The sequence below is a fragment of the Bacteroides sp. AF25-38AC genome (assembly GCF_003602995.1).
Lineage (GTDB): Bacteria > Bacteroidota > Bacteroidia > Bacteroidales > Bacteroidaceae > Bacteroides > Bacteroides uniformis.
The window spans coordinates 38,209-63,352 of sequence record NZ_QTMD01000024.1; the positions used below are offsets into that span (position 1 = coordinate 38,209).

General features: G+C 46.3%; 15 protein-coding genes and 1 CRISPR repeat array. Of the genes, 5 read left to right on the plus strand and 10 right to left on the minus strand.

The window, feature by feature from the left end:
- Positions 1-18: 18 nt before the first annotated feature.
- A complete protein-coding gene (locus DWY55_RS15600) occupies positions 19-1,890 on the plus strand; it encodes a TonB-dependent receptor (RefSeq protein ID WP_376787462.1) in 1,872 nt (623 codons plus the stop codon).
- Here DWY55_RS15600 and DWY55_RS15605 read toward each other — a convergent pair.
- The 6 genes from DWY55_RS15605 to cas9 form a co-directional block, all read right to left on the minus strand.
- On the minus strand, positions 1,887-3,338 hold the full coding sequence (locus DWY55_RS15605; RefSeq protein ID WP_117878539.1) for a hypothetical protein: 1,452 nt from the start codon (positions 3,336-3,338) through the stop codon (positions 1,887-1,889). The genes DWY55_RS15600 and DWY55_RS15605 overlap by 4 nt on opposite strands.
- Before the next feature lie 22 nt (positions 3,339-3,360).
- Positions 3,361-4,914 carry an AAA family ATPase gene (locus DWY55_RS15610; protein WP_117878514.1) on the minus strand — a complete coding sequence of 518 codons (1,554 nt, stop codon included), beginning with the start codon at positions 4,912-4,914 and terminating at the stop codon, positions 3,361-3,363.
- A gap of 134 nt (positions 4,915-5,048) precedes the next feature.
- Positions 5,049-6,634: a CRISPR direct-repeat array (repeat unit 47 nt; unit sequence GTTGTGATTTGCTTTCATTTTAGTATCTTTGAACCATTGGAAACAGC).
- A 103-nt stretch (positions 6,635-6,737) separates the two neighbouring features.
- Positions 6,738-7,070: a CRISPR-associated endonuclease Cas2 gene (cas2, locus tag DWY55_RS15615; protein ID WP_005832235.1), complete on the minus strand. Its 333-nt coding sequence runs from the start codon at positions 7,068-7,070 to the stop codon at positions 6,738-6,740.
- Positions 7,070-8,002, minus strand: coding sequence for a type II CRISPR-associated endonuclease Cas1 (cas1, locus tag DWY55_RS15620; protein WP_005832238.1), 933 nt, complete (start codon positions 8,000-8,002; stop codon positions 7,070-7,072). Before cas1 ends, cas2 begins: the two co-directional genes overlap by 1 nt.
- Before the next feature lie 23 nt (positions 8,003-8,025).
- Positions 8,026-8,883 (minus strand): BRO family protein, encoded by an 858-nt coding sequence (locus tag DWY55_RS15625; protein ID WP_005832239.1) that lies wholly within the window; start codon positions 8,881-8,883, stop codon positions 8,026-8,028.
- The gene (gene cas9, locus DWY55_RS15630) at positions 8,876-13,402 is read right to left on the minus strand and encodes a type II CRISPR RNA-guided endonuclease Cas9 (protein ID WP_117878512.1); all 4,527 of its coding nucleotides are present in this window, start codon (positions 13,400-13,402) and stop codon (positions 8,876-8,878) included. Before cas9 ends, DWY55_RS15625 begins: the two co-directional genes overlap by 8 nt.
- A 473-nt stretch (positions 13,403-13,875) precedes the next feature.
- Between cas9 and DWY55_RS15635 the strand changes: the two genes are divergently transcribed.
- Positions 13,876-14,514 carry an HU family DNA-binding protein gene (locus DWY55_RS15635; RefSeq protein WP_005832241.1) on the plus strand — a complete coding sequence of 213 codons (639 nt, stop codon included), beginning with the start codon at positions 13,876-13,878 and terminating at the stop codon, positions 14,512-14,514.
- A 116-nt stretch (positions 14,515-14,630) separates the two neighbouring features.
- Complete coding sequence (gene nudC, locus DWY55_RS15640) at positions 14,631-15,437, plus strand: NAD(+) diphosphatase (RefSeq protein ID WP_117878510.1); 807 nt, start codon at positions 14,631-14,633, stop codon at positions 15,435-15,437.
- 289 nt (positions 15,438-15,726) lie between these two features.
- On the opposite strand, the gene DWY55_RS15645 is transcribed toward nudC, so the two are convergent.
- The 3 genes from DWY55_RS15645 to DWY55_RS15655 form a co-directional block, all read right to left on the minus strand.
- The gene (locus DWY55_RS15645) at positions 15,727-17,469 is read right to left on the minus strand and encodes a phospho-sugar mutase (RefSeq protein ID WP_008664768.1); all 1,743 of its coding nucleotides are present in this window, start codon (positions 17,467-17,469) and stop codon (positions 15,727-15,729) included.
- An 81-nt stretch (positions 17,470-17,550) separates the two neighbouring features.
- Positions 17,551-19,194, minus strand: a complete 1,644-nt coding sequence (locus tag DWY55_RS15650; protein ID WP_120178143.1) for a C69 family dipeptidase — start codon at positions 19,192-19,194, stop codon at positions 17,551-17,553.
- A gap of 36 nt (positions 19,195-19,230) precedes the next feature.
- Positions 19,231-20,898: a M23 family metallopeptidase gene (locus tag DWY55_RS15655; protein ID WP_243633668.1), complete on the minus strand. Its 1,668-nt coding sequence runs from the start codon at positions 20,896-20,898 to the stop codon at positions 19,231-19,233.
- Positions 20,899-21,096: 198 nt separating this feature from the next.
- Here DWY55_RS15655 and ald point away from each other — a divergent pair, with 198 nt between their 5' ends.
- Positions 21,097-22,203, plus strand: a complete 1,107-nt coding sequence (gene ald, locus DWY55_RS15660; RefSeq protein WP_120178145.1) for an alanine dehydrogenase — start codon at positions 21,097-21,099, stop codon at positions 22,201-22,203.
- Positions 22,204-22,279: 76 nt separating this feature from the next.
- Here the strand turns inward: ald and DWY55_RS15665 are convergent, their stop codons facing one another.
- Complete coding sequence (locus tag DWY55_RS15665) at positions 22,280-23,503, minus strand: MFS transporter (protein WP_117878508.1); 1,224 nt, start codon at positions 23,501-23,503, stop codon at positions 22,280-22,282.
- A gap of 202 nt (positions 23,504-23,705) precedes the next feature.
- On the opposite strand from DWY55_RS15665, the gene DWY55_RS15670 reads away from it, so the two are divergent.
- Positions 23,706-25,142: a glutamate decarboxylase gene (locus tag DWY55_RS15670; protein ID WP_005831197.1), complete on the plus strand. Its 1,437-nt coding sequence runs from the start codon at positions 23,706-23,708 to the stop codon at positions 25,140-25,142.
- Positions 25,143-25,144 lie beyond the last annotated feature (2 nt).

Sequence of the window (25,144 nt, forward strand, 5' to 3'; positions counted from 1 at the left end):
ATCGCCCTTCCGGGTAGTATGCTGTCCGCACCTGCCGACAGCCTCCGGCTGAAAAGCTACAAGCTTGATGAAGTCGTAGTGACCGGGACAAGAAATGAAACAGACATCCGCCACCTGCCAATGACCATCTCCGTAGTGGGCCGCCAGCAACTGGAACAGACCTACCAGCCCTCCATCCTGCCTACACTGACCGAGCAGGTGCCCGGACTTTTCACCACAAGCCGCGGCATCATGGGCTACGGCGTATCCACGGGAGCCGCAGGAGGCATGAGCCTGCGCGGGATAGGCGCCGGAGTAAACGCAGCCGGAGGACCTACGACCAGCCTGCTGGTGCTGATAGACGGACACCCGCAATACATGGGCCTGATGGGGCATCCCATCGCCGACGCCTACCAGAGCATGATGGCCGAACGGGTGGAAGTGCTGCGCGGTCCCGCCTCCGTCCTCTATGGGTCCAATGCAATGGGCGGGGTTATCAACATCGTCACCCGCAAGATGCAGGAGGACGGGGTGAAAACCAATGCGCAGATAGGATACGGTTCCTACAATACCCTGCAGACGGAAGTCTCCAACCGCGTGAAGAAAGGGCGTTTCAGCAGCGTGGTGACCGGCTCGTACAACCGTACCGACGGACACCGTGACGACATGGAGTTTGAGCAGTATGGCGGCTATGCCAAACTGGGATACGACTTCAGCGACACCTGGAAGCTGTGGGGCGACGTGAACATCACCCGCTTCAACGCCTCCAATCCCGGCGAAGCCGACAATCCGTATATAGACAACGACTCGCGCATCACACGCGGCATGACCTCCTTCGCACTGGAAAATCGTTACGACCGTACTTCCGGCGCCGTGAGCTTCTTCTATAACTGGGGCCGGCACAGGATTAACGACGGCTACCACCCCGGAGAAGAGCCCCAGAAGTCGCACTTCAACTCCAAGGACCGGATGCTGGGCATATCGTGGTATCAAAGCGCCACGCTCTTCACCGGCAACCGCCTGACCGTAGGTTTCGATTACCAGCACTTCGGCGGAGAGTCCTGGAACAAGGTTGTCGCCATCGACGAGGCAAAACCCGGACAGCAGATTGGTGACCGCATCCCCGGCGTGGACAAGCAGATGGATGAATTTGCAGGCTATGTGGATTTCAGGCAGGACATCAACAGTTGGCTTTCACTGGACGCCGGTGTCCGCATAGACCACCATTCGCACGTAGGCACGGAATGGATTCCCCAAGGGGGACTGGCTTTCCATCTGCCGCGGCAGGCAGAACTGAAAGCAATGGTGAGCAAAGGATTCCGTAACCCCACCATCCGGGAGATGTACATGTTCCCTCCACAGAACCCCGATTTGAAAGCGGAGAGCCTGATGAACTATGAACTCTCCTTTACGGGGCAGCTTTTGGGAGGGGCCATGTCCTATGGGGTGAACCTCTACTACATCAACGGGGACAACATCATCATGACGGACCCTGCCCTGCGCAAGAACGTCAACTCCGGCGAGATAGAGAACTGGGGTGTGGAAACCAACCTCGGATACCGCATCAACCGCCACTGGCAGATGAATGCCAATTATAGCTGGCTGCACATGGAGAATCCGGTACTGGCGGCTCCCGAGCATAAACTCTATGCCGGTGCGGACTTTACGCAAGGACGTTGGGGCCTATCTACCGGTATACAATACGTGAAGGGTCTCCATACCTCGGTCACCCCGGGTAAGGAGAAGCAGGAAAGCTTCGTACTCTGGAACCTGCGTGCCAACTACCGTCTGTGCAGTTTTGCCGACGTCTTCGTCAAGGGTGAAAACCTGCTGGCACAACGCTATGAAATCAATGCAGGCTTCCCCATGCCGAAAGCTACGGTGATGGGAGGTGTAAATATCAACTTTTAATACTGTTGCGAAGGAGTGTATTCCACCCGATAAATGCGGTCGAAGAATGGTGCCCACTCATTGTCCGTGATGCCAATCTGCAGACCGTAGAAGTGTGTACCAGCTTCCCGACAACGGCGAATCTCCTCCATAAAGGCAGGTGAAGAGTGAGGAATCTTGAAATCGCTGACCCAAAGCACATCGGCATTCATATACTCCTTGCCTTCTTTGAGCAGGTGGAACGTGGCTTCCAGCATGCGGGTGGCATCTGTATCCCCGCAAGCTGTCTTTGAGAAGAATTCGAGCAGCCTTGCCCGCTCTTTCCTTACGTCAATCGGATGGATGGAGACGGAAAAGGCTATCAGAAAGCAGTTCCGCCGTTGACGGTCGGCTATCTCCAGGAGCTTTATCAGCAGGGAGTGGGCAATCTTCTCCGGCTTGCCAGCCATGCTTCCCGAGGTGTCCAGACAGACAATCATCGGACCTTTGGGACGGGCGGGCTTGGTTTCGATGCGCCGAGCAGGCTGCATGATTTCCGATTTATAACGGAAGGTCTGGAGCTTGCGAGTAAGGTATTTGTAGACGAACAAATCTTCCAGTTCACTGTCAGCGGAATGGGCAAGCTCAATGGGAAGCAGGGCATTGAGGTCGTTGCCGGTACTGATACCCAGGATGTCACATTTGGAGGAGTGCTCCATTTTGTAGACGTTTCCCTCGGCAACGCGGATTTGCTCACGTCCTTCGTCGTCTGCCATACGCCCCATCTTGCGGGCCACTTTCACTATCTCGGGGCAAGAGCGCTGGATGCGCACGATTTTCCGTATACGCTCAAAGTCGACAGTATTCCACAAGCCGCTCATCATGCCCCAGGTCTGGAAGAATTCGTCCTTATCCACCCGGTTCTGGCGGATGTACTCGGGGATGTCTTTCAGATTGGAACGGAGCCTGAGCTCGAGGGCATCTTTGCGGAAAGCAATCTCTTTCTCCTTTTCTTCGTGCATCTTCAGTTGGAAGGCGTCTTCCCAGTCGTCCACCATTTTCTCCCAGACTTCATCGTCCGCATATCCTCCTTCTGTGCCGAAGTGGCTGCGGTAGAAACGGGAGTCGAAGCCGTACTCCCGGTATTTGTCGGAAATCTGCTGGAGCAAGGCTTGCCAGCCGTCTTTCCGCTTTGCCATGGACCATTCCAGCACGAGCTTCATCCCGGTCCGTTCCGACTGGCTTTTCCGGAGGTTGTACCGCTCCTTCTCCAAGTTCAATTGGATGAACTGAATCATGGTGTCGTAAAAGATACGTGCACAGACCTCATCGCCCAGCACCTGCACCTTGACCATGGAGTCGTTCATCACAGAGAGTAGATAGGCATACAAGGGCTCGGTATCCGTCTCTGCGCACTCTCCGGTGGCAACGAAACGGTCCAGTGCCTGCACATAGAAGGCGGTGTCATATCGGGTGACGGTAGTGTTCATCTTCTTCTTGGTTACTGGAGGATTATTCGTCTCCATATCTCAGTTTGCGCATGTCCACACGCGCCCAGGCTATTTCCTTGCGGACGATGGAGACGTATTGAGCTACGCTCTTTTTGTCTTCTTCGGAGACGAAAAGGTTGTCGGACAAATCTCTTACCAGGCGGTCTATGCTGGTGGCGGCGGTGTCCAGTTCCGTCTCGTAGTCACGGTCGGTGACGGAGAGGTTTCCCAGCCAGAGTTGTTGCTCCTCACCTCGTTGCAGACGCCGCATGGGGAAGCGCACACCGTTGATGTAGAGATGCTTATCGTCACGGTAGAGGGTGACGCGTTCGGTGCCTTCCTCTTTCACGGCACTGGTGTCGGCAAAGGCGCGGATGATGGTACGCTTGGGATTGATGGGGTCGGCATACATTACGCCCAAGGTGGGGGCATCTTTGGCGCTGTACTCCTTCAGATTTTTGTAGTCCACGATAAAGATGTAGGTGTTGCCCGTACCATGTTTCTCCACCTGGTAGTAGAAGTGTTCCGTTATCAGCAGGTCATCGTCCCTACGGTCGCCGGCAAGGCGGGCTTTGTCGAGGGCTTCGCGCACACGGCTGACTTTCAAATCGGATTTCAGCGAGGAGGCGATACCGGCAATCTGTTTTGTGTGGGACACGAATAAGGCACGGATAACGATGTCACGGATGGCAACGCTCTCATCAGGCTCACTCCATAGGCAGTAGTAGACGGGAAGCAGGTCGGTCATGGAGACTTCCGTGCGGCCGTGGACGAAGGCGGAGGTCTTGAGCAGCTTCACGATGTTCTTCCAGCGGCGGTCGCTGACGTAGACATTGCGGCGCAGGTCGGAGTCTTGCATCTCTACGCTTGTCAGTCCGTGGCGAATGGCTGTGATGCAGGAAAGAACATCGAGAGGCAAGGTTACGCGGCGTATCTCAGCTTGCCATTCGGCATACTCGCGGTCGGAGATTTGCCATTCGCAAGCAGTCGTTTCCGGATGGTCGGCAGAATCGTCCAGCAGCATTTTGTAGAAAGATTCTTCCTGCTTGACGCAGGTGCAGAGAATGCGGATAAGGAAGCGGTCCCATAGGGCTTCCAGTCCCTCGCCTTGAGCGGGCAGTTCGTTACTGGCAGCTACGAGCAGTTTGAGGGGGAGATGCAGTTCCTTGTCGCCGTTGCGGAAAAGTTTCTCGTTGATGACGGTCAGCAGAGTGTTCTGTATGGCAGGGCCTGCTTTCCATATTTCGTCCAGAAACACGACATCGGCTGTGGGCAGATAGCCGTCGATGGCACGTTCATACTTGTCGGATTCTTTCAGTCGGCTAATGCTGACAGGACCGAAAATCTCGTCGGGCGTAGAGAAGCGGGACATCAGGTATTCAAAGGCACGGGCATCTGTAAAAGCCGATTTTAACCGCCTGGCTACCATTGACTTGGCTACTCCCGGAGGTCCCAGGAGCAGAATGCTCTCGCCTGCCAGAGCTGCTAGCAGGGAGAGGTTTATTTCAGTTTCTTTTTCGTATACTCCCCGGTTCATTTCGGAAAGGAGGAGACGAATGCGTTGGGTTATTTCCACAATATGATTTATTTATAGTCAGTACTCATGTATAAAGAAAAGCGTGTAAAGATACAAAATAGTAGGGAAATCAGAGAGAGTCTTATTAAGATTCACTATCTTTGGAAAACAAATACACACAGACACGCACACACGTTGTGATTTGCTTTCATTTTAGTATCTTTGAACCATTGGAAACAGCAAGATTCATTGAGCGATTGGAAAAGATTGCGTTGTGATTTGCTTTCATTTTAGTATCTTTGAACCATTGGAAACAGCTCTTCAATAAGCTTATCTAACACATAATTGTTGTGATTTGCTTTCATTTTAGTATCTTTGAACCATTGGAAACAGCAAGCCTTACAAGCCGCCTACCCATCGGAGGGTTGTGATTTGCTTTCATTTTAGTATCTTTGAACCATTGGAAACAGCATAAGCTTGTGGTGGCTGCTGGAAGACCTAGTTGTGATTTGCTTTCATTTTAGTATCTTTGAACCATTGGAAACAGCAGGTAAGCGTTTGTTCAATGTCCTTATATAGTTGTGATTTGCTTTCATTTTAGTATCTTTGAACCATTGGAAACAGCGTTAATCGCTGTTATGCGATATATCCATTTGTTGTGATTTGCTTTCATTTTAGTATCTTTGAACCATTGGAAACAGCAATTTAGGCTTCTTTGATTTGTTCGGCTTCGTTGTGATTTGCTTTCATTTTAGTATCTTTGAACCATTGGAAACAGCCTCGGTACAAACCAATGGAGCGCCCAAGCCGTTGTGATTTGCTTTCATTTTAGTATCTTTGAACCATTGGAAACAGCATCGTCAATCTTTGCGCTATTCGATATGCCGTTGTGATTTGCTTTCATTTTAGTATCTTTGAACCATTGGAAACAGCCGCTACCATCTTACCCCACAAGCTTTGCAAGTTGTGATTTGCTTTCATTTTAGTATCTTTGAACCATTGGAAACAGCTGTTGTGTATAAGAGCGCGAACATGACTGAGTTGTGATTTGCTTTCATTTTAGTATCTTTGAACCATTGGAAACAGCAAAAGCAGATATTTATTGCGCTTCTGCCTCGTTGTGATTTGCTTTCATTTTAGTATCTTTGAACCATTGGAAACAGCAACCTTGACGATAAGAAGAAGGGCACGGGCGTTGTGATTTGCTTTCATTTTAGTATCTTTGAACCATTGGAAACAGCTAATGGTGAAGCTGTAGAGGCATCACAAGAGTTGTGATTTGCTTTCATTTTAGTATCTTTGAACCATTGGAAACAGCCCCAGCAGCTTAATTCCATGTCTTCCTTGTGTTGTGATTTGCTTTCATTTTAGTATCTTTGAACCATTGGAAACAGCAAACGCGCCAGCGCTTAATAGCCGGGTCTTGTTGTGATTTGCTTTCATTTTAGTATCTTTGAACCATTGGAAACAGCCGAGCACTCCAAGGGGGCTTGTGCACCTACGTTGTGATTTGCTTTCATTTTAGTATCTTTGAACCATTGGAAACAGCGAAAGGAAAAAATAATATGGCATGTATAGGGTTGTGATTTGCTTTCATTTTAGTATCTTTGAACCATTGGAAACAGCTCTTAACGCTATGGACGCGGCTACGCTCTTGTTGTGATTTGCTTTCATTTTAGTATCTTTGAACCATTGGAAACAGCGTACTACGGACATTAAAAAAGCTGGTAACTGTTGTGATTTGCTTTCATTTTAGTATCTTTGAACCATTGGAAACAGCTGATTACAAGTAATAATCTAATATTCAAACGATTACACATAGTATTAGAATATAAAAAAAGAATGCTGCTTCTAAAAAAATCCCGCCATTGCGCGGGATTTTTTTAGAATAATTCTAATTGTTGTCCAGGCGTATTCACATCCACAGTCTTTTTCCCATAAAAAAGTGCTATATTTCCAAATTGCTTGTCCGTAATGCACATAATTCCGACACTTCCATAGTCCGGTAAGAAAGATTTAACTCTTTTTATATGTACCTCCGCATTCTCACAACTCGCACAATGACGAACATATATAGAGAACTGGAACATCGTAAATCCATCCTTTTGCAGATTTTTTCTAAATTCCGCATACGCCTTTTTATCCTTCTTGGTTTCGGTAGGCAAATCAAACAACACTAATACCCACATAATGCGATATTCACTAAACCGGTCCATCACATCTCTGGATAGGATATTTTACGCAACTCACCACTGAAACATTTATACAGAGAAGCCGTAGTCTGCCCAACAGCTACCATCAACGGACTACGTTTTCCCGAAATAACAGTCTCTAATGTAGGAATTGTCAGTAACCTCGCTTTCAATTCTCTCGTCAATTCAACACAATTCGGTTCTGCTTCCTTGAATATATCATATACCAACCTATCCACATAAGGGCGATAAGGTTCCATTATATCATCTGCCAGACAATAAGCATTATAACGATTATGATGATGTATTCCCAAAGTAGGTAGAAGCCCACTTGTCACCAAAGCACGAGCAACAACTGCCCTCAAAATAGCATACCCATAATTTAACAAATTATTAGGAGGAATACCTTCTCTATCCCTTGTAAAGCCTTCTATTTTAAACAAATTCTTCCAATAATAAGCAGCTGCACGAGCCTCCAAATTATCAGAATCTCCACTCTTTACATCTGCAGCCCACACCTTCATACACTTTATTTCTTCTCCAGCACATTCATGCAATACTACCGTCTGATTCTCTATTTTGGCTTTTATTGTTTGCTGCCAAAGTTGTTTCATCAATGGTAGAGACGCACCAAGTTGATGACGAAACCTTTCATTTTGTGTAGTATTCCCATACAAAGGAAGCATTAAACCAACCGGCATACTTTTAGAATCGCAGGTTATGACTGCACAATTATTCTCAAGCAAAGCTTCCAATACTCCCGAAGTAATGGTTATCTGCTTATTGTCCAACACCACTACTCCAATATCTTCTATTGGCTTAGTCACTTCGGACATTCGTTTGAACCCTTCGGGTAAAGCACTGTTCTTCACCACCTCCGGCAATTTAATCACCAACTGGGCATTTTTTAAAGACAAATAGACCGGATTCCCAAAATAAAGTGTTTTCTTAATCATAGCATATAGACTTTACAAGTTATTCATTCATCATTTTCAAGAAAAGGAAGCTCTAAAGTATCATTCTGTTTATCAGAATCCAACAGAAAATTTTCAGGAGAAACAACACTTCTACCCAACTCTTTTTCAGCTTGTTCACGTGCTACTCCGGCTACATTTCCTCCACGTTGTGCTACTTGCTTACTTTTAGTAAATGTATCTGGTTTTTCTTTCTGAGAAATTTCCGTTGTGACACGTTCTCCAAGCATTGTAAATATCAACTCCAAATCAGACATGTGGTCACGAAGATTCTGATTTTTCTTCGTCAGCCCCTTATATATTTTATAATCCGAAGGAGTCAATCCAAACGTTGCTCTAGATATTTCTGCCGTAAGAATGGCATAATCACTTTTTTCCGTGATTCCCCTTTCTTTCCATTCATCCGTCAAATTCTGACGAATGGCGATTCCTCTCAAACGTTTGTCAATCCAATCTTTTGGATAACCTTTTTGCTCATATAGTTCTTTCATGCGCTCTTGAGCCAATTCCGGATTTTCTATTTCCTGTACACGCTCATAACCTACTTGTGCTAACCAAAGCTTGAAAGGTTCAGCTTTAGGAGAAGGAATAGATTGAATGATGCGGAATAAAGCCTGCACATTTGCCGCCAACGTTTTTCGTTTTTTTCCTGTATCTGTCACCATTTCTACCTGGGGACAAGTTGTCCCCAGGTAAGTAGCCAGTTCTTCATCCCGTTTTCGCATCTTCTTCAGATAATCCGTAGGATTCACACTATCAGTCAATACACCAACTACATCTACAACAGAGAAATACCATTGCTGTTCTTCCTCGTTCCATACGGAACGGATCTTTTTCTCTTGAAACAACTTTATATTATTCATTTACTCTATACTTAACTTCTATAATACGGCCTAACCTATCAACTTTTACTGGAATACAAATATTCTTTATCATTTCACCATCCCATGATTTTTCTGCTTTATTATTAGAACCTAATTCTTTAGTGGAAATAATAGCATTTGATATACTTTGAGGTATAAAAAAGCATTGATTACCAGAAGATGAAACCATCTTATAAATCCTCCCCCTATCTATCGGTTCATTTATCCTACCAAAATCCCGCTCTTCTTCGGTTGGCAGATATACCAAATCATTAGGAGACAGCCAAAACAATAATTTATCTCCCTTTTCATTTCTGTCCGGTACAGGAACAAGCCCTTGTTTCTCACGCTCTATAACCCAATTTAAAGGAATAGTCTCATACGTTCTGTTTCCATCTTCTGTTATGTAAATAGCAAAGAACAAGTTAGTACCTTTAGCAGCTTCCACCCATTTGGCACCTTTATTGCCAAGTACACCGACTTTAAATTTATTTCCACGCGGTTCATACACCCTCACCTTATATATAGGCTGATGTCCTTTACCATCATTCAGTTGTAAAAGATTACGGTTCATTTCTTCTATACCTTCTGCAGAAAAAGCCAACTCCGCCTTTCCTTCTTTTGATTTCAGATGATTCAGGAGTATTTTCTGTATGCCAGTATCCGTCACCGATGCTATCTTCTTCTCATTGAAAGTTGAGTCCAATGATTTACGTACTGCAACTAAAGGTTCAGTAGTATTTTCCGTAAAATAATAAACAGCGACTTTGGCTATATCCAGCTCTTTCCACAAGAAAGCATTCTCTTTGAAATATTTTTCAATTTTCTTCTTATCATACTTATATGATAACAATTCAAGAACCTTATTTTTTACTCTTTTGTCAACAATCATAGAAGGAGTATCCAAAGCGACAGATAGGCGTACCACCTTTACCTTTCTTAAATTTACCGCTCCAAAAACCGTATCTTTGTGCATCGGTTTACGGATAGCCCAACTATCACCGATTTTCTGTTTCTCATAAACACGAGTCCCATTTGCATCAAAATGTTGATAGATATTGGTTGTTTTATTTATTATACGCAAATTCTGTTTCAAGCTAACTATTATCCCACTCAACGCTTCCCTTGCATCTTGCGTAAAAGTAGTCCATGGTTTCTTTATAATCCATCTATAATTACCATTACCATCCCCCCTACTCTTATCACACAACAGTCTCTGCAAATCATAACGGGAAATTTTCGCATTCCGGCTTGCAGACTCATTATTCAGATAGTTTACATGATTCCGTGTAGCACAAGCTATTACTATTGCATCCATAGCATGATGCCGATGGTCTATACGCTTCTTACTGAATCCTTTCTGATATTCAAGGGGCACTGCTGTTTGAAAAACTTTTTTTCCGTCTTTATTCTCCCAATGTCCAAAACACTGGGTTTCGGTCAAAGCATTTAAACGTTCAAAACGAGGACTTACAATACTATTCCAGACGTCATTCATGCCCCAATCCTTTTTCAGCCTGTCCGTCACGCTTCCTGTACAAACTAATATGTTTTTTGAAACAGCCTCCGGTTCATATTCACCGCTATCATTCTTTTCACGAACGATATTCGACAAAAGTCCTTTGACAACCTTACTGATATACCGACTATCGTTTAATTGGCGTTCAATAAATTGCTCGGGAATATCATCCATCAACAATTTCTTCATTTTTATGCCCGATTTTGCATATTGTTCTTTTACAAAACGTTCGTAACTATCCACAGAAAAGATTTCTACTGTCTTTCCAAAACCCACTTCCACTTTCTGTCCATGATGATTCTTGATAAACTCATATCCCAGTTGATTATCTTTCAACTTGTTCACAGCAGATTCACATATCACTTTGTTAGAGAATGAATCATCAAAATAGCGGGATTGAGGTATAACATGTTCTATCTCATACGCAGCAGTAAATAATTTAGCCAAAGGTATCAGCTCACCGGTATAAGGTGAACGATATTTCTGTTCCAGCCATAATTTATAACGCAAGAATTCTGATTTCGTCGGTAATTTACTGGTATTGAATTTTTTCAATATCACATCTATATCTTCCGGAATCTGTTCTTCCCCCTTTAAAACTGCATCCTCATAAATCCGCAATATTTCTTGTTGACTTGGTGAATAGGGACGGACATTCTCTACCCCATATTCCGGATTCACAAATTCAGCAAGCAATGCCTTTATACGTAAATTGGCATTTTCATTCTCCAGAATCTGAGTAGTCATTCTTTTTCGCTTGTCCGCAGGATTTTTCATCTCGCGCCCTAACTCAATATGGATTTCATCAATTTTCCCAACCTGTTTCCAAATATCCCTGACAACTCTCAATGTCTCGGTTATCACTTGTTCTACGATAGGATTTCGTAGTGAATGTTGCTTAAAAGCAGCCAGATAAGCATCAATATCAGCAGGGGTTTCCCATTTGGTTATTTCTTTATCTTCGGAATGACGATTATACACTACATAACAAGCCAACCACAACGGAAGCCTCTTAAAACAAGATATATCCGACAAGTTCATCGCCTTTTCTCTAACCTTGGCACCTATACTCTCATCACACTCACCTGCTATTATCCTTTCTATTCTTTCCTTGGTTGTACCATCAATCAACGACATATCCCAATACTTTCCGCACCTCATCAAAGGCAACAACTTCTTTATCGCCTTGGCAGAATAAGCGCCATATTCAGACTTGAAAGGAGGAAACTTCTTGAACACTTCCACAAAGGATTCATTCAATCCGTTCTTAACCGCAAAAGTCGCCAATGCTTTCTCTATTTCCTGCTTGTCACTTACAGAATATAAGATATGCCACAAGGCTGTTTCTTTTTCATCAGATAAAAAGTCAATACCAATACCGGCCTTTTCCAAACGGGAAAGAATCGCATGTCTCGTCTCATTACATGGGTAGAACTTATCCTCGACATAATTCCAACGATAATTATTTATTTCCTTTTTCAGTCCAAACGCAGGATATCTCAGAAAAGCTTTCTGATCTATTTCCTTTCGAGAGTTCAGCCAATCAAATAGAGCCACATAATCATCTTCTGTTTTCAAAAACTCCGTTGTCACATCCACATCCAAATGTAAAGTTCCATTTACTTCCCTTTCCTTTTGATATACCCGAATATTGGAAAGGAAATACCATAAACGGAATTCCTGAAAAAGAGGATGTGACTTGGCTATACACTTTAACGGAGCTGTTTTGATTTCACCTGTTTTGCGGTTTACATATTCATTTTCCTCATAAGGGCAATTAGCTATCAATGACTTTTTGGTTTTCAACGGCCTTTGATAAAACAAGACATCATCTATTAACAAATAGATAAAGTCCCGGTTAGCTATATTTCTCCGTTGCACTTCATTACCCGGATACAACGCTTCAATACACCTCATGTATAAATCTCTATCCTGCAATTCTGCATGAAAAGCACATTGCTTCTGCAAAATAAAGTTCAGTTCCTCCTTGTAAAACTTTCGTTCTACTGTTTTCACCAATTTTCCTATTATCTTTTGTTGTGGCTCCTGCAACAAAGCATCATATATATAACTCCCAATCGTTTTATGAGTACCGGTAATGTCAGCTTCGGTCCTTTTCTTTATTAACATCCAATCATCCTCTTTAGGCGCTCTGAAAGAACGCTTCACCTCACCATACTTATCAAGCTTTGGAGTACCGTCCGGATTTAAGTCAGTAGTGACAATAAACTCTTTTACCCGTCCTTCCCAGTCCAATGGGACATTACTGCTTCTACGATATACCCATCCATTCTCCAGATGTACATTATACCATATATCCCGGCCTTTCTTTTCATCAGTCGCTTCCACCGACAAGACTTTCAATGCATAAAATTCAACAGATTTTCCTGCATTGTCTTCCTCCTCTTCTCCTCTAAGCTGATAATAACCACGTTTCTGATTAAAGTTCAAAAGAATCCATGCCAGTTCTTCTTTACTTATCATTTCTGTCAAAGCTTTCTTACGGAGATAATAAACTGTCCAGTCATAAGGGATTTTTTTACCATCAAAAACCAATGAAGGTTGGTGTTTTGCAAAATCCGCCAACATTTCATTAAACGCTGTCTGAAATAAAAAAGAGTATTTTCCCCATCTATCCTTTACCCATGGCAATTTCGGTTCGCTGCCTGACAAGAATTTACCCGTATGCTTTTCAAAATCTATTCCTTTTAAATAGTGTTCCGGCAGGAAGCCAAGAATCTTCAAAACTTTATGCAACCGTTCACGGCGTAGTAATTGTCGCTCTCTCAATCGACGCACCCCTCTAAAACGGGTTCTTTCAGCTGTCTGTGATATAGAATTCCCTTTGTCAAAGTCTCCCAAGATAGCAGCATCCATCGGAATTATTCTACTGCCAGCCATTTCTATCCAAATTCTCTCGGTCTGTTCTTTAATTACAGAGTTTATTACAGCCCATCCTATACTATTGGTTCCCAAATCCAATCCAAGTATCGTTCTCATAGTATTATATTTTGAATATTTTCTTCAAAGGTATTTTTTTTTTCAATATAAGCATTGTATTTCCATATTTATTTTATACATTTGTCATACTAAAATGAAGCAAGTCACAATAAGGATTATTCCGTTGTGAAAACATTAGGTTCCCTCGTCCTTAACGGGGGATTTTTTATTTCCAAAAACTAATTATCATTCCCAATATCCCTCTTTTGCCGAAAACTAAAACTTTCTTCCCCAAACACTACTCTTCGTATCACTATATTTTATACCTTTGTTCACTAAGAATTAATCGTCCCATACCCATTTCTGTTTCGTCCGACAGCTGTCGGACGATAATTAAACAACTGTTGGACGATAATGCAACAGTTGTCGGACGATTAGTTTTTAGGAAGAAGAAAATTAATCTGCTTAGCGACAAAAATAATTCCCCGAAGCGACGAGAACTGTTTATCGCTATAAACAAAAATAAATATCTTATGAGCGCGTATTACGACCTTTACGAAACGCCTTCGCCCGACGGGAAAGAAGACAAGAAATCACTCCATGCACGTATCTGCCCGAAAAGGACTTATACCCAAAAGGAGTTTGTGGAACATATCGCAACTTTCCAACATCTGCCCAAGAATGTGATAGGGGCAGCATTGGATGCCTGCATTGACGAGTTGTGCGATTTGCTGGCCAACGGAAACATCGTGGAGCTGGGAGAACTCGGATTCTTCAGCACTTCACTGAAATGCTTGCGCGAGACCGACGACGAGAAAAAGAAAATCCGCTCCGAATCCGTCCAATTCCAAAACGTACACCTGCGCATCAGCAGCACGTTCCGCAACAACATCAAGAAGAAAATGACGTTGGAACGTGTACACTCCACTACCAAGAAATCGAAAAAAGTAGTAGAGACCACCGAAGAAACAAGAAAAGCCGAACTGGAACTGTTCCTCAAGCAGAATGTATGTATCAACAAGAACGAATACATCCAGCTAAGCGGACTAACCAGACATGCCGCCATAGACGAACTAAACAACTTCATCCGGCAAGGGTTCCTGCGCCGCCGCGGAATGGGAAGGTCAACGGTCTATGTGCGACAAGAAAAAGACACAGCAAACGAAATTTAGGGGGGCAAGCACAGAGACACAGAGACATAGAAATTAATGCTTTATCTCTTTGAAAAGAATCTCTGTGCCTTTGTATTTTCGTGTTCATCCCCCCAAAAATAATAAAACAACAAACAATGGAAAAATCAACAGAACCCCAACCCTGCACGCAGTGGTTCGTCTTCTTCAAAGACCAACTGCTGCTGAAAAAAGGATATACAGACAAAGGAGAAATAAAATACAGCGTACCCGTCAGTATAGAGCCTCCTCTGACACCGGAAGCCGGAAGTAATATACACGAAGTGTTCCCCCCCAACGGCAAGCAAGTACGTGCATTTGCCTTGGAACAGCCCGTGACCGAAACCGACGAATGGGTCATGATAGGCCTGCGCGCATCGTACGACTACATCTCGCCGGACGAGTACCGTTCTGCAGGAAAGGCCTTCCAGATACTCTATTGGGACGAGCACAGCCACTTCTGCCCCGTGTGTGGCACCGCCATGGAGCACCAGACCCCCATCATGAAGAAGTGTCCCAACTGCGGCAATGAGATGTACCCTCCCGTTTCCACCGCCATCATCGTACTGATACGCAAAGGAAACGAAATCCTGCTGGTGCATGCCCGGAACTTCCGAGGAACCTTCTACGGACTGGTGGCAGGCTTCCTCGAAGCCGGCGAGACACTGGAAGAATGTGTGGAACGGGAAGTTTTTGAGGAAACGGGGCTGAAGGTAAAGAACATCACCTACTTCAGCAACCAGCCCTGGCCCTACCCCAGCGGATTGATGGTGGGTTTCATTGCCGACTACGAAAGCGGGGAGATAAAACTGCAGGAAGATGAGCTGACCGCTGCCGCCTTCTATTCCAAAGACAACCTGCCCGAAATTCCACGAAAGCTGAGTATCGCAAGAAGGCTGATAGACTGGTGGATGGAGAACAATTAAAAATTAAAGAATTAAAAAGAGGGGGGAAGAAATTTAAAAAAGCAAATTGCGGAAAACACACACTCACAAACGAACAACTACGAATGAAACGACTCTCATTCACATCAACCAATCGGTGTGTAACCGCAATCTGCATATACTAAACTTCCCTGCAAACGTTTTGTTCATCAACCATCGGGTTTAAGTCTTTATTTAAGTTTTCTTTCAACACAGAAGCAAAAGGAAGAGGCGCAGCCCTCACGGGTTACGCCTCTCCGAACACTATATACACATTTTTTCCTCTTTCCTATCAAATGCCGAGTGACTTGCGCACTGCCTCCACTTTCTTCTCAGCTTCGGCATCGGCGCTGGTATAGCATTTCGGACAACCCATCTCGCCCTTCACCTCGATATAGAACTTAATCTTCGGTTCCGTACCGGAAGGACGGACAGAAATCTTCGTGCCGTCTACAGTGAAATATTGAAGTACATTGGAAGTCTCGGGCATATCCAGCTTGCTTACGTTGCCCTGGGCATCAGTCAGTTCCAGCGTCTTGTAATCCTTAATCAGGCTGACAGCCGAACCACCGATTTCCTTCGGAGGATTGGCACGGAAGTTATCCATCATCGCCTTGATTTCCTCGGCACCACTCTTACCGGGTTTCACCACGTTCACGGTGGTTTCCTTAGAGAATCCATATTCTACATAGATTTCCATCAATACGTCATAGAGTGTCTTGCCCTGGTCTTTGGCCCAAGCACAGATTTCGGCCAGCAAAGAGCAGGCAGAAACCGCGTCTTTATCACGGACAAAGTCTTCGGCCAGGAAGCCATAGCTTTCTTCACCACCACCGATATACTGCTGCTTACCTTCACTCAGACGGATTTCGCGGGCAATCCACTTGAAGCCGGTGTAGCAGTCGCGCATTTCAATCTTGTTCTTGTCTGCCACAGCCTTGATGAGTTCGGTGGTCACGATGGTCTTCACGATGAAGTCGTTCGGCTGCATCTTACCCATTGCAATACGGTTCTTGATGATGTAGTACAAGAAGATGAGACAAGTCTGGTTACCATTGATAAGCACCCACTCGCCCTTATCGTCCTTGCAGGCCATACCGACACGGTCGGCATCCGGGTCACTTGCCATTACGATGTCAGCGTCAATCTTCTTAGCCAGCGCAATGGCCATGGAAAGGGCTTCGGCATTTTCGGGATTCGGAGAAACCACTGTCGGGAAATTGCCGTCCTTCACCATCTGTTCGGGCACGCAGTTGATATTCTCAAATCCCCACTCCTTCAATGAGTCCGGAATAAGCACGCGGCCTGCGCCATGAAGCGGAGTATACACAATGCTGAGGTCTTTCTGGCGACGGATGACTTCGGGGTCGATAGAGATGGAGTGAACCATTTCCAGATAAACCTTATCCACTTCCTTGCCGATAATCTGAATCAAGTCCTTGTTGCCGTTGAACTTGATGTCGGCCACCGTCACCTTGTTCACCTCGTCTATGATGGCCGTGTCGTGCGGAGCGAGCACCTGCGCACCGTCATCCCAATAAGCTTTGTAGCCGTTGTATTCTCTGGGGTTGTGGCTGGCTGTAATGTTGATACCGCTCTGGCAGCCGAAGTGGCGAATGGCAAATGAAACTTCGGGCGTAGGACGAAGGTCATCAAAAAGATATACCTTGATGCCGTTTGCAGAGAAGATGTCGGCAGAAATCTTTGCGAACTTGTCGCTATTGTTGCGGCAGTCGTGCCCCACAACAACGGAAATATCCTTCTTTCCGGCAAAACATTTGTTCAGATAGTTGGACAAGCCCTGTGTTGCGGCACCTACGGTGTAGATGTTCATGCGGTTTGTACCGGCACCCATGATGCCACGCAGACCACCCGTTCCAAACTCCAGGTCTTTGTAAAAACTGTCTATCAATTCGGTTTTATCTGGATTTTCCAACATGCGTTTCACTTCTGCCTGAGTTTCGGCATCATATGCCGGGGTAAGCCATTTTTCGGCTTTCTCAGTCACCTGCTTAATCAGTTCCTGATTTTCCATAAGACTGTTATTGTTTTAAGGGTTAATATAAACTTTTTTGTAAGACACAAATGTAGAAGAATAAGTTCAAATATCCTAATTTTATTCAGGCATTTTATATCTGTCTCCCGTCTGCTTAACATACTCTTCAAGGAACTCCTTCGGGTATCCCGGGCGGATTACGCCTGCCGGCTGGCCGATGGAATTACGTTCGAATTGACCGTTTTTCATACGTTTGACAACGCCGTCATTATACTTTACGACAAGAAACTCGCCAAGACGTTTCCAAGTATCGAAAGTGCTTTGGGCAGTCATGTTCGTATAGTTGGTAAGGAATGCCTTTGCTTTGGCAGGGTCTTTTTCCAGTAGTTTGGCAGCAGCAGCCTCAACGCCTTCCTGCGCTTCGTTGAAGGTTGTCTCCAACTCTGTCTGAGTGGCACGCACGTCGCCCATCATCAAGTCATAACGGGGATAAACCATATTGGCCACCCAGTTGAAAATCCAGAAAGCGGAGTTCCAGGAGAAAGTGATGTAATCGGCGCCGTCCACACGGGTGTAGCATACGGGAACCTTGTCCGTACAGCAGTATACGGGCGTAAATACCGTCATGTTGGCATCATCTGTGCCGAACCACAATACTCCACCGATAGGATCGGGCAACTCGGAGCGCATCTGTGCCACGAATACGAAACCGCTCTGCTGGGTGGAGATAGGACGTTCATTAAAGTATTCCTGGTCACCCACCTTGAAAGAGAGTGGAGAAAGGCGGTACGGGGTATGATACGGGCCTGCGCCGAAATCTTTGCTGATGTCGAGAGGAGTACCTTCATAATGGTCGCGCATGGCGTTCTTCACATCCTGCACGGAAACCTTGCGGTTGGGCTTCACAAACAGAGGCATCGGAGTGTCCGTCTCACCCAATATATAAGGCAGGAACTCGTTGCCGCGGTCGGTAAACATATTGAAATAGCTCCATACGCGTGCCTCGCAATAGCGACGGGCACCGAAATCGAGCGGAGCATAGGCATTGGCAAAGCTGAAATCCTTGTTCACACCGTCAAAATAGCCCTTCTCACGTGCAAAGGAGATGACGTCGGCGGAGTACATACAGTTTTCCTTGTCGTTCATGTTGAACTGATGAATGCGGCTCTGGTTGGCATGAGCGGAGATACAGTCATCAGGTACGCGGACAGCTACCCATACGGCACCGCGCACACCGAGTCCCTTGCCAATCATCTCCATAATCCATATCTCGTTGGGGTCGGCAATGGTAAAGGACTCGCCACTGCTGTAATAGCCGTATTCCTGCACCAGTTCGGTCATCACCTTGATGGCCTCGCGGGCGGTGCGTGAGCGTTGCAGACCGAGGTAAATCAAACTGCCGTAGTCGATGATGCCGGTGGTATCCACCAGCTCGGGACGTCCGCCGAATGTCGTCTCACTGATAGTGAGCTGGAACTCATTCATATTGCCGATGACGTTGTACGTCTGACGCGCCTGCTCTATCTGCCCAAGGTATTTGCCGGTGTCCCACTCGTGTATGTCAATCAGCGTACCTTTCTTGTGCATACCGGCAGGATAATGATACAACTCGCCGAACAAACCATAAGAATCGGCAGAATAGGAAACAATGGTAGAACCGTCCGCAGAAGCGTTCTTGCCCACGATAAGATTGGTGCAGGCCAGTGCATTCGCCACGGCTGCCACAACAAACAAGACGGAAAGAGTCAGTCTTTTACTTTTCATACTTCTAAATTATAATGTTACTAAATATTTCAGTCTTTACCATACAAATTCAAACTGTCCGGTGGTACGGTTGCCACAGCCATCCGTCACCGTCATCTCCACCACATGCTTGCCGCCTTTCTCCACATATTTCGGGTCGAGCTCGCACACCAGGTTACCACTGATGGAATTGGGCTTTCCAAACAAGGCATACTTCCCGTCAATCGTACCCCGATAGGTATTGATGCCGGTTTCCTTGTCCTTGGCCTTGAAGATGATTTTTCCCGTACGTCCCCATTGGGCTTGGTTTAGGGGAGTTATCACCGGCGGAACCGTATCCACCGCCACGGTATAAGTCCCCAAATCCCGTATACGCACTTTCATGACACCATCCTCATACTTACCGCCAATGCGATATTTTCCACCGCGTGCCGTTACGCCCGCCACATAATATTTGGTCATATCCTCTACCGGACGCCGGCGCAAGCCGATACGCAAATCGCAGGCATCGTGCATCGGAATGCGGGTATCGTTCAACTGATAGGTGAAAGCTATATCACCGCTATCAGCCCGCACGGAATAGTTCAACAGGACGTTATCGTAGAGCATTCCTTTCGGAATGACCAATTCTAACCCCGGTTCCTGCAGATAGTTCACCTTGTCCCACTTGAGGGCGTATTTCTCACGATGTTCCACCGGAGCAATTGTCGTCTTCTGCCCCTGCACTGTGAAGCGGACCTTGGAGATATTTCCCAGCGCATCTCTCAGCGTATAGACAAACCGGTAAGGGCGTTCTTCGTTGATGTCCACCAGTCCGCGATTGCCGTTGGATGCCTGCAGCATGCGAAGGCGGTTGCCCGGCTCTATGAAAGACTTCATGTACTGACCGTGTGTCCACGAATTGATATAGCGGTTCTCCTCATAGGCAAAGCGGTCTACCGTACTGCGGAAGACTTCCTCGCCGTCCACTTCGAGAATCACCGCCTTCACGCCATATTTATTCTGCACTCCGTCCATATAATCGTAGGCACGGATGCCAGCACCAATCAGTCCCCAGGCGATAATGGGTTTCGTAGGATGTGCCGGAAAAGCCCGTCGCGTCTGCTTGCCTTCCACCACTCCTTTTCCCGGCTGAGGAAACAGCATGATACCTTCGGCACGCGGGGCAGTCTTGTCCTTCACCTTGTCCATGAAGAAAGGCAGCGGGTCTATATATTCGTCCGTAGCCGTCTCTATCATATCCAGATGCAGGTGCGGACCGAAAGAGTATCCGGTATTTCCGCTCAAAGCTATTATCTGACCGGCCTTCACGGGATATTCGTCGGGTTCGGGAGTAATTTCCACCTCCCAACTTTCTTTCTCGTACTGCAAGTCTTCAACCCGGCGGGCCACATCGCCCACAAAGGCACTCAAATGGCGGTTTATCGTCGAATAACCATTGTCATAAGCCACATCGAGCACATAGCCCGAACCGTGGGTAACGCGGATACGCGAAATATATCCGTCGGCCAGAGCGCGTACCGGCTTGCCTATGGTTCCACCGGTCTTGAAATCCAGTCCGCCATGAAAATGGTTGGCACGTATCTCGCCGAAGTTACCGGAGAAGGTGATGGGGAAATCAAAAGGCGGGGTGAAGGAGGTCTTGTCTGTATCGGTTTCTTGGGCATAGCCGCTTTGCACACTACCAATAAAGAACAAAAGAGAGAAAAATATAGGATATTTCATATTTTGTACAGTCAATATTATTTTAAATGCATGCAAATATAAAAAGAATAGTTCTCTCTACCTACAGAAAGGTGCAATTATCATTGATTAAAACATGCATAAAAATTCTGTTGAAGAACATAGATGCACCGATAACACCCAAGCCGGGAAATCGCTATATTGCGCCATGTTTAACCCCCCAATTAAAACTTTAAGGTTATGATTATCGGAGTACCTAAAGAAATCAAGAACAACGAGAACCGCGTGGGCATGACCCCTGCCGGAGTAGCCGAGTTGGTAAAAAAAGGTCATACGGTGTATGTGCAGGCCACGGCAGGCGCAAACAGCGGTTTCTCCGACGATGACTACATCGCCGTAGGTGCAAAGACTTTACCGACCATTGAAGACACGTATGCCGCAGCCGACATGATTGTCAAGGTAAAGGAACCTATTACACCGGAGTACAAACTGATTAAAAAGGGACAAGTGGTATTCACCTATTTCCACTTTGCAGCCGATAAATTACTGACCGAAGCCATGATTGAAAGCGGTGCCGTCTGCATCGCCTACGAAACCGTGGAAAAAGAAGACCGTTCACTTCCGCTGCTTACCCCCATGAGCGAGGTGGCAGGACGTATGGCTACCCAAGTAGGAGCCCGCTTCCTTGAAAAGCCACAAGGCGGCAAGGGAAAACTGATGGGTGGCGTGACAGGCGTACGTCCCGCACGCGTACTTGTCCTCGGAGGCGGTATCGTGGGCACCAATGCCGCACAGATAGCTGCCGGAATGGGTGCCGAGGTGCTGATTGCAGACATCAACCTCCCTCGCCTGCGTTACCTGAGCGAAGTGATGCCGAAAAACGTAAAGACACTCTATTCTTCCACCCATAACATCAAGATGGAATTGCCGAACATCGACATGGTAGTAGGTTCCGTCCTCATCCCCGGTGACAAGGCCCCGCATCTCATCACCCGCGAAATGCTGAAGATGATGAAACCCGGCACCGTACTCGTGGACGTAGCCATCGACCAGGGCGGTTGTTTCGAGACCTCCCATCCCACTACGCACAGCGATCCTACCTACATTGTGGATGGAATTGTGCACTACGCCGTTGCCAATATCCCCGGCGCCGTACCCTTCACCTCCACCATGGCACTGACAAATGCCACCCTGCCCTACACTGTTTCCCTGGCATGTAAAGGCTGGAGACAAGCCTGCAAGGACGACCCGGCTCTGGCGCAAGGATTGAACGTAGTGGAAGGCAAAGTAACATACAAAGCTGTAGCCGACGTCTTCGGGCTGAAATATGAGGCGATTGAGTTATAAGTTATAAGTGATGAGTGATTTGTTGGTATTTTCCTTTCAGCATGGTAGCGCAGCACAATTACCAACAAATCACTCATCACTCATAACTCCCCCCCAACAAAGAATCCTTCTTCCTCGCATACTCCCACCACATAGCGAGCAGTGTGATGCAGAGGTTGAAAATAAACGGAAATTCCTTGGAATTAGTGTGGAACAAGGTCTGAAAGAAGTCTGTAATGAACGGGGACAATAGAATCGCCAGATAATTCATTACCATTACAAAGGCCAGTGCCAAAGTTGTTTTTTCCGGTATAGCCGTATCTATTGTCTCGTCATAAATCAGCGGTTGAATGACACCATATCCCAAACCAACCAACATACATCCCGGTATTATCAGCCATTCTTTAGGCGAAATCCATATCAAAAGCAAACCCGCTGCAATGGACAAAAGGCTGTAAAACTTTGTGTGTTTCCCCATCCACTTCACGATATGCCCCAGGAAGAAACCCGGAGCCATAATGGCAAGGAAGAATAAGGAGATCATCAATCCGGAATTTCCGCTGGAGAAGTGATGGGCCTCCATCAAAAAAGGCAAGTCAAAAGTAACCGCCAGCACTACATACGTAGTGACGCCATAAAACAGCATCAACTGTAGCAGATGGCGGACATGGATGCCGTATTTACCGGGAATCGCACGCTTGGATTCCTCCGGAACAACGGTAGCCGTATCTTCTGTTTTCTGCGGCTGACCGGTATCTCCCTTCAAATACCCGACAAGCAGCAGAGAAACCAACGGAAGCAGATATACCACGAAAGGCAAGTGCCAGTTTACCTCTGCCAGATACCCAGTCACCGCCGTTGCCACAACCAGCGTCACATTGGTGATGGCAGAACTGTAACCAAACTGCTTTACCCTATACTCCCCCGTGAAATAACGTGAAACCAAACCGGTAGACAACGGGATTATCAGTCCCGAGCCAATGCCGAGCAAAGCACTGACCACCATCAACTGCCACATTTTGTCCGAAAAAAGATAAAGTACCCCACTGGCGGCAAACATCCAAAGTCCCACTTTCAGCAGACGCACAAAGTCACGTTTCTCGGCCAGCTTGCCCGCCAATAGCACAAAAGGAATTATCAGCAGCGAAGGCAGGGAGGTAAGCATCTGTATATCCAGTTCTGTGGCATATGGAAAAATGGTAGTAAGCTGTCCCAAAATAGGTGATACGGCCAATCCCGGCAAGGAAGTCAATGCAGAGACTGACCAAATGCCGACAAGCGTGATAAGGGGGATTGTACCCCTTCCGGTATTGATTTTCATATAGTAGTATATTAATTAAATGAATAATGTGGGAACAACAAACCTACCTTCAGAATGTTCGTTTTTTAAGATTTTACTACGCTGCCCTTTAATAAACGCCAAATAATGCAAAACCCCGGAACTTTCATCCGCAAACCCCGTTGTTGTGGGAAATTCGACGGGGAAAAGCCCCGCCGCCTAAACCTTTAAAAAACTTATTAATATGGAAGATTTGAATTTCAGAAAAGGAGATGCAAAAACTGAAGTATTCGGTTCAAACCGTATGTTACAACCCTCACCCGTAGAAAAGATTCCCGACGGACCTACTACCCCGGAAATCGCCTATCAGATGGTGAAAGACGAGACCTTCGCCCAAACGCAGCCTCGCTTGAATCTGGCTACATTCGTCACTACCTATATGGACGAATATGCAACCAAGCTGATGAACGAAGCCATCAACATCAACTACATTGACGAGACCGAATATCCGCGCATCGCCGTAATGAACGGTAAATGTATCAACATCGTGGCCAACCTCTGGAACTCTCCTGAAAAAGAAACCTGGAAAACCGGCGCACTTGCCATCGGTTCCTCGGAGGCATGTATGCTGGGTGGTGTGGCAGCCTGGTTGCGCTGGCGCAAGAAACGTCAGGCGCAAGGCAAACCGTTCGACAAACCAAACTTCGTTATTTCAACTGGTTTCCAGGTGGTATGGGAAAAATTCGCCCAATTGTGGCAGATTGAAATGCGTGAAGTGCCTTTGACACTGGACAAGACCACGCTCGACCCCGAAGAAGCCTTGAAGATGTGTGATGAGAACACCATCTGTATCGTGCCTATCCAAGGCGTTACATGGACAGGACTGAACGATGACGTCGAAGCCCTCGACAAAGCCCTCGATGCCTACAATGCGAAGACCGGCTACGACATTCCTATCCACGTAGATGCCGCCAGCGGCGGTTTCATCCTCCCGTTCCTCTATCCCGAAAAGAAATGGGACTTCCGTCTGAAGTGGGTACTCTCCATCAGCGTCAGCGGACACAAATTCGGTCTGGTTTATCCGGGTCTGGGCTGGGTTTGCTGGAAAGGCAAGGAATATCTGCCCGAAGAAATGTCATTCAGCGTAAACTACCTCGGTGCCAACATTACTCAGGTAGGCCTGAACTTCTCCCGTCCTGCCGCACAGATTCTGGGTCAATATTACCAGTTCATCCGTTTGGGATTCCAGGGTTACAAGGAAGTACAGTACAACTCTCTGACCATCGCCAAGTATATCCATGACGAAATCGGCAAGATGGCTCCGTTCGTAAACTATTCCGACGAGGTTGTGAACCCGCTGTTTATCTGGTATTTGAAACCGGAATATGCAAGAGCTGCCAAATGGACTCTGTATGACCTGCAGGACAAGCTGTCACAACACGGTTGGATGGTACCCGCCTATACACTGCCTTCAAAGCTGGAAGACTACGTCGTAATGCGCGTCGTTGTTCGCCAAGGATTCAGCCGCGACATGGCAGACATGCTGCTGGGTGACATCAAGAATGCCATCACGGAGCTGGAGAAACTGGATTACCCGACTCCTACCCGTATGGCACAGGAAAAGAACCTGCCGGTGGAAACCAAAATATTCAACCACGGATGCCGTACTCATAAAAAATAAAT